The organism is Okeania hirsuta (assembly GCF_003838195.1).
Lineage (GTDB): Bacteria > Cyanobacteriota > Cyanobacteriia > Cyanobacteriales > Microcoleaceae > Okeania > Okeania hirsuta.
On the sequence record NZ_RCBY01000312.1, the window covers coordinates 1 to 6,891 of the forward strand.

Consider the following 6,891-nt stretch of genomic DNA (forward strand, 5'->3'; position numbering starts at 1 on the left):
TCGCGAAATAAAACCTTAAAGTGAAATGGGAAAATTCTGGTTTTCACTGATTAAATTATCCTGCCATTAAGTAGAAATTCCAGAGTCCAGCCGCAGTGAACATGAAGCGATCGTCGCGCATCTTTAATGTGATTTCGATACAATCCTCTCCCTGCATTATATCTCTTCACGCCAGATATTGTATGTTCACATTTGACGCTAACGCTACTTTTCTCTCTATTGAAAAGTAGCGTTAGCGTCAAATGTGAACATACAATCCTCTCCCTGCATTATATCTCTTCACGCCAGATATTGTATGTTCACATTTGACGCTAACGCTACTTTTCTCTCTATTGAAAAGTTTTTGTTCCTCAGTTAATTCCTTTCCTTTAGGTTTTTTCGTGGGAATTTTGATGTTGACGAATTCCTTCTGTAATCCCTGGAAACCCAAATCTACATGAATTTTCACTTCCAAAAAGCACAAAATCTACCAATTTTTCGCGCGTCCAACTGCCGAAGGCCCATGAACCTTGCCCTCTCTTGCTTTTGATAGGACGAGGACCCTTTTATCTGAGTCTGTCATGATCAGATGTTGACTCCTATGGCACTTTTTTTTACCTGAGTCATGATTTTTCTGCTTTTGCTGGTCTTTTGGACGCTGGATTGGCCGTTCCGTACCATCAATCATCACTTCTTTGGCAGATGGAAACCTGCCAATGAATTCTTCAATGCTTTGTAACTTACGTTCTGGTAAGGCCATTTTTTTCCCTAAAGCACTCTCAGGGCAACGGTTGTAGTCTTAACATCCAATAGTGTGCTCGGCTGCGGTGTAAGTCAAACAATATTCCTGCCACATCAAAGGTAGGGTAACACTTGAAGTAGAACAAGATAAAAAATAGCTTGTCTTTGGCCTCTAACAACCGCGCTTTTCTCCCTCCTCCTAAAGCTCGAACTCTAGGTTTTTGGCAAAAGAGCGTTCGCGGAGGGTGGCGGAGCGCCGTATCGCTTCCGAGTCAAGTTGGACACAAAAAGCTTGTAATAATTCATCCAATGCCTTACGGTTTAGTCCATTCAATGCCCGCACTGAGGCGGTCTTCTTTTAGCACCCGATTCAGAGTGGTATTACTGCGGAGTCAAGAGTGTTGGAGATTGCCTGTGGAAATGGTAATGCTGCAATCTGGCTAGCTCAACAGACAGGATGTGAGGTCGTCGGAATCGATATTAGTAGTAGTTATATAGACAATGCTCGGTCAAAGGCAAGTAAATTCCCATCTCTGCGGGTTACCTTCCAAAAGGAATCAGCAACTAATTTACCTTTCGAGAATGGCTCCTTTACCCACGCCTGGAGTCAAGGCGCTCTTTTTAGTTGTGAGATATTGGAGATTTTTAGGCAACAGCTCATCTGGCAACAGATAAGAAGAAAAAAACGAATACATAAGAGTAAGATAACTGCTATATTCTATACTTTAAAGGAACATCTCAATTCTCACATCTGATTGGGTGATTGCTATATTAGTATTCTAGGCGTTGGTAAAAAGAGGTATGATATCCTGTCCAGATAAGAGCACGAACAAAAAACTTTATCCTTCTATTCCTTATTTCTTCTTCTTTCTTTCCTCCTGAATCCTGACTCCTGACTCCTGACTCCTAAATAATTAAGATTAATATAATCACGCGCTTCACCAACGCCGTATTCTATTGCTAGTCTAGTATGATATAATAGGTCAGCACATCCTAATTTTCAACAATGAGTTCCTTGACTATAGCTAAAACAATTGGTTCAATTTATTGTGTAGGTCGTAATTATGCCGATCATGCAAAAGAGCTAAACAACCCAGTTCCGAAAGAACCGATAATTTTCACAAAGTCCCCTGGTTGTGTTGTACCATTTGAAGGAAAGATATTGTTACCTCTTAATTTAGGACGATGCGATTATGAAACAGAGATTGCTATCCAACTTGGCACTGATTTGTATCAGGCGGATCTAAATCAGGTTTTACAGGCAATTAGTAGTGTTGGTATTGCTCTAGATTTGACTCTTCGCGATCGACAAAATGAGTTGAGGGCCAAAAAGTATCCTTGGGATCTAGCCAAAAGTTTTGTAAATGCTTGTCCATTGTCAAAGTTTGGCAAGTTGAATGATGTCACAGAAATAGAAGAACTTGAAATCAGACTTGAAATCAACGGTGAAGTTTGCCAAAAAGGGTCTACCAAACAAATGTTATTTTCAATTCAAGACCTGCTCTGTTTCATTAGTCAGAATATACCGCTACGTTTGGGGGATATTATTTTAACTGGGACTCCACCTAATGTTGGGCCTCTCAATAATAATGATTATTTAGTTGCTTTTCTAAATGGGGAAGTTATTGCGGAGGCTGAGATTATTAGAAATTGATGTATAGTAGAGAACAAGGAACAGGGAACAGAAGGAAAAACATTTTCCTGTCTGAGGTTCGTTATCCGCATAAGTTCTAACCGCCTTGGCAGTTACTATAGTTGAATTTTAAGTTAAATTGTCTGATTATTAATAACTTTGTTGGTTGGTATAATATTTAATAAGTTGACAATATTTTCAGGATTAAAAAATTAGATAAATTGAACGAAGGCTACATATCGATCGATACCACAAATTTCAAATACGAGATATTTATGTTGAAGATATCAAGAGAAATTTAGTTGAATTTAAGTGATTAATACTATATTAATTCAGGAATTAGGTAACAGCAATAATTATAGTTACAATACCAAAATAATCGGGAAATTATACGCTATATATAGCAGTGCGACATAAGTCTTGTAGTTAACAAAAAAACCGATAAGTTTCAAGCACAAGTATTAAAATTATCAGCATCTATTATGAACTTAGTAACAGTTTTAGGATGACTAGCAGGTAGTTTAACAACTATTTCATTTTTACCTCAAGTTATCAAAACTTGGCGCACTCGCTCTACAAAAGATATCTCCCTAGAAATGTTTGCTATTTTCTGCTCTGGTGTATTGATCTGGATAATTTATGGCATTCTGGTTAAAGATGTACCAGTTATTTTTACCAACGTTGCCACACTGACTTTAGCCTCCCCGATTTTATGGTTTAAATTAAAGTATAAATAACTCAATATAGTAATTTTAGCTTCAATGAGATACAAAATTGGAGTTTTTAGGTAACAGATAACATAAAATATATCAGTGTAAATCTATCTTACACTTCTTGATAAATACTATATTCTATGATTACTTATAACTTAATATATCTACTAATGGGATTTAAACATTTTATGGTTGAAAAATGACTAAGAGTCAGTCTAGATCAGGAAATTAGGTCAATGCCCTAAAAATGCCTAGAACCCTTGGTAATTAAGGATTTATGTCTTTTTGAGGTAAAAGTCTTTTCCTGTCTATATTTGAGCCTATTTTATACTTCTATTTTGTGTAATTCCTACTAATATCATGTCCAGTTGAATACTTATAAATAAACGACGGAGGGGTCAGGAGGGAAGAAAGAAGAAGGAAGAAGGAAGAATGAGGAAGTTTTTTTCATCACTAATTATCCGGACATGATATAACATATTTAATACTGAATCCTTACTCTTCACTCCAGCAATACCTGAATCTAATTTCATACCAATTATTTTTGCTTTTCCTAATAAATATACTGTAGGAATAACTAGCCTTGGTTATCAGATTGTTTAGGAAACTTTAGCAATTATTTACTGGTATTAGTGTTCTACATTACACTAGATAACTAAGCCAAATATTTCTTGAGAGAGTTAATTTAATTCTTTGTTGGCAAGTATCTTTAAAATCACTGGGTGGTCTAAAAAAGCTTTATAACGAGACAAAACATTCATTTGAGTGGCTTTACCATCATAATTAAATTTGTCAAATGAACTACCCTTTCCCACGTTTTGGACTTTGGACAAAACGAAAAAATAGTTAGCGTAATTATTACGCTAACTAAACAGGGCAATATCCCTCTGTCCCCAGTGAATTTATAGCGGTTTTCACAAAGGTAGACTACAGACAAAATATAAGTATGTTTGAAGTTTAATAATTACAGACCTAATAGCTGTATTCTATGTTAATGAAAACCGCTATAATCACTGAAAAATAGAAATAATTAAGAGTTGTCGCCGACTCAAATGCCAACTTTTAGTTATTTTCGAGAATTTTTGTTCCCTTTTGTGATAACTTGATGACGAGATAGAAATCAGAAACTGTACTATTATTATAGATTACAATCTGCTTCACCGATTTTTCCTATGGCTACTGATAGTCAGAAAAAAACTCAATATAAATATTTAGGAAAACCAGGAAGTGAAGCTGATATTGATGCAGTTGAAAAAATGACTCGAAGGGATATTATTGATGAGTTGGAGAGGGTTATTTATTCTCTTCCAGAAAGTTATTTAGATATTTGTTTCGGTGGAGAAATTGAACCAGACCCATCCTATGCTCTTCAGGATGATCAATAATGTGAGAAACGAAGATAATTCCAGATTTGATTCTGTTTCTAAACCCTAATCCCAGTAGTTAGCGTAAATAAATATTACGCTAACTACTCCGTTTTTGTCCAAAGTCTAACACGTTAGAAACCATATTAATTCCAGCATCAGTAAACACTAACCCTAAAGCTAATGTTCATATCTATACTAGGATGGCTATATATTTATGTATGTTTAAACTTTACAATACTCGATCTGCTATTTTTGGAAAAACTCCCTTTAGCAGGCATTGCTTGTTTCACAGGTATATCAGAGTTGTGCCCACAAAAATATATAAATCAATAACCTTTTTCCTTCTGCTTTCTCCTTACCGAAAAATTAAAGTATAAAGCCTCTCCATTCATGGATAAAAAAGAAAAAAATCCTTTGAGGCAATTCTCTTCTTTATAAAAAGAGGTAATTATTAATTATTAATTGTTAATTATTGATTGTTGAACCATAACGGTAATTTTTATCGCCTACCTACTTATTTATAATCTAAAATATGTCTACTAATACTAATATATTTAATACTGAACGTTTACTCTTCACTCCAGCAATACCTGAATCTAGTGCCATACCAATTATTTTTGCTTTTCCTAATGAATATACTGTAGGAATAACTAGCCTTGGTTATCAGATTGTTTGGGCAACTTTAGCAATGCGTTCCGATCTACAAGTTAGTCGTTTATTTACTGATATTAATGAACCTCTTCCACAGCAAACAGAATTATTTGGTTTTTCTGTTTCTTGGGAACTTGATTATGTCAATATTTTCCAGATTATGGAATCTTTAGAAATTCCTATTAGAGCTAAAAATCGTTCAGCAAAAAATTATCCAATAATATTTGGTGGCGGACCTGTTTTAACGGCAAACCCTGAACCTTTTGCTGATTTTTTTGATGTAATTTTATTGGGAGATGGGGAAAATTTATTGGGGGATTTTATTGATGCTTATAAAGAAGTTAGAGGAGAGGATAAACAAGTAATATTAAGACATTTAGCACAAGTTCCAGGAATTTATATTCCGAGTCTTTATGAAGTAACTTATGAAAGTGTTGATGGTGCTATTAAATCTATTGAACCTATAGATAAGGATATTCCTGTTGTAGTGCAAAAACAAACCTATCGGGGTAATACTTTATCTGTTTCTACTGTGGTGACTGAAAAGGCAGCTTGGGAAAATATTTTTATGGTAGAAGTGGTGAGAAGTTGCCCGGAAATGTGTCGTTTTTGTTTGGCAAGTTATCTGACTTTACCATTTAGAAGTGCTAGTTTAGAAGGGTCTCTAATTCCTGCTATTGAAAAGGGATTAACTGTTACAAAACGTTTGGGTTTATTGGGAGCTTCGGTAACTCAACATCCTGAATTTGATAGTTTATTGAATTATTTGAATCAGCCAAAATATGATGATGTGCGGTTGAGTATTGCATCGGTTAGAACAAATACGGTGACGGAAAAATTAGCAAAAATTTTAAGTAATAGGGATACAAAATCAATTACTATTGCTGTAGAAAGTGGGAGCGATCGCCTACGAAAAATAATTAATAAAAAGTTGGAAAATGAGGAAATTATTGAAGCTGCTGTTAATGCTAAAGCTGGTGGTTTAAAAGCTATTAAGTTTTATGGAATGGTGGGTTTACCTGGAGAGGAAGTAGAAGATTTAGATGCTACGATAGAAATGATGTTGGCTTTGAAAAAAGCTGCTCCTGGTTTAAGATTAAGTTTGGGATGTAGCACTTTTGTACCGAAATCTCACACACCTTTTCAATGGTTTGGAGTCAACTCTCAATCAGAAAAAAGGCTGAAGTTTTTGGAGAAACAACTACGGTCAAAAGGGATAGATTTTCGCCCAGAAAGTTATAAATGGTCGGTGATACAGGGATTAATTTCTAGGGGAGATAGAAGGTTATCTAATTTATTAGAATTGGTAAGGAATTATGGGGATTCTTTGGGTAGTTATAAGAGAGCTTTTAAGGAGTTGCGTGGGGAGTTACCAGAGTTGGATTTTTATGTTTTTGATGATTGGAAGTTAGAGCAAATTTTGCCTTGGAATCATATTCAAGGTCCTCTACCAATAACAACTTTAAAGAAACATTTAGCAGAGGCAATAGGGGAAGTCAGAAGTCAGAAGTTAGAAGTTAGAAGTTAGAAGTAATCCCTGACTGAGTTGTATTGAAGAAGGAGACAGGAGACAGGAGACAGGAGACAGGAGGAAAATTACATGGGGATTCGCTCCCCCAAGTAATGCGTGAACACCCCCGTTGACGGTGGAGTATTAAACCCACAAAGAAAATGATAATTCAGCTATTAGCTGTCAGCTTGAGCGTAACAAGACTGCTTCATAAAACTGATACAAAGCGTCACATCGATGCGACAAATTGATGTTTACTTCCTGCTTCTGCTGAGGCCGTCGGCGGTTACTCATCCA

7 protein-coding genes and 2 pseudogenes are annotated in these 6,891 nt (G+C 35.6%); 5 read left to right on the forward strand and 4 right to left on the reverse strand.

Going from position 1 to position 6,891, the window contains the following annotated elements:
• Positions 1-238 precede the first annotated feature (238 nt).
• From D5R40_RS40260 to D5R40_RS41570, 3 genes and pseudogenes are all read right to left on the reverse strand, one after another.
• A pseudogene (locus D5R40_RS40260) lies at positions 239-739 on the reverse strand (transposase family protein).
• Positions 740-758: 19 nt separating this feature from the next.
• Positions 759-899 (reverse strand): helix-turn-helix domain-containing protein, encoded by a 141-nt coding sequence (locus tag D5R40_RS42970; RefSeq protein ID WP_375339363.1) that lies wholly within the window; start codon positions 897-899, stop codon positions 759-761.
• Between the two features lie 20 nt (positions 900-919).
• Positions 920-1,054 carry a hypothetical protein gene (locus D5R40_RS41570; RefSeq protein WP_282433674.1) on the reverse strand — a complete coding sequence of 45 codons (135 nt, stop codon included), beginning with the start codon at positions 1,052-1,054 and terminating at the stop codon, positions 920-922.
• A 64-nt stretch (positions 1,055-1,118) separates the two neighbouring features.
• Between D5R40_RS41570 and D5R40_RS28925 the strand changes: the two genes are divergently transcribed.
• The 3 genes and pseudogenes from D5R40_RS28925 to D5R40_RS28935 all read left to right on the forward strand — a co-directional run.
• Entirely contained in the window at positions 1,119-1,475 is a 357-nt protein-coding gene (locus D5R40_RS28925; RefSeq protein WP_240041677.1) for a class I SAM-dependent methyltransferase, read from the forward strand.
• Between the two features lie 251 nt (positions 1,476-1,726).
• Positions 1,727-2,374 (forward strand): fumarylacetoacetate hydrolase family protein, encoded by a 648-nt coding sequence (locus D5R40_RS28930; protein WP_124144027.1) that lies wholly within the window; start codon positions 1,727-1,729, stop codon positions 2,372-2,374.
• A 500-nt stretch (positions 2,375-2,874) separates the two neighbouring features.
• A pseudogene (locus D5R40_RS28935) lies at positions 2,875-3,090 on the forward strand (SWEET family sugar transporter); the annotation flags it as partial.
• Positions 3,091-3,746: 656 nt separating this feature from the next.
• On the opposite strand, the gene D5R40_RS36340 reads toward D5R40_RS28935, so the two are convergent.
• Positions 3,747-3,899, reverse strand: coding sequence for a hypothetical protein (locus D5R40_RS36340; protein WP_161564403.1), 153 nt, complete (start codon positions 3,897-3,899; stop codon positions 3,747-3,749).
• Positions 3,900-4,238: 339 nt separating this feature from the next.
• On the opposite strand from D5R40_RS36340, the gene D5R40_RS28940 reads away from it, so the two are divergent.
• Both D5R40_RS28940 and D5R40_RS28945 read left to right on the forward strand, forming a co-directional pair.
• The gene (locus D5R40_RS28940) at positions 4,239-4,451 is read left to right on the forward strand and encodes a hypothetical protein (RefSeq protein ID WP_205127290.1); all 213 of its coding nucleotides are present in this window, start codon (positions 4,239-4,241) and stop codon (positions 4,449-4,451) included.
• Between the two features lie 514 nt (positions 4,452-4,965).
• Positions 4,966-6,612, forward strand: a complete 1,647-nt coding sequence (locus D5R40_RS28945; protein ID WP_124155588.1) for a B12-binding domain-containing radical SAM protein — start codon at positions 4,966-4,968, stop codon at positions 6,610-6,612.
• Positions 6,613-6,891 lie beyond the last annotated feature (279 nt).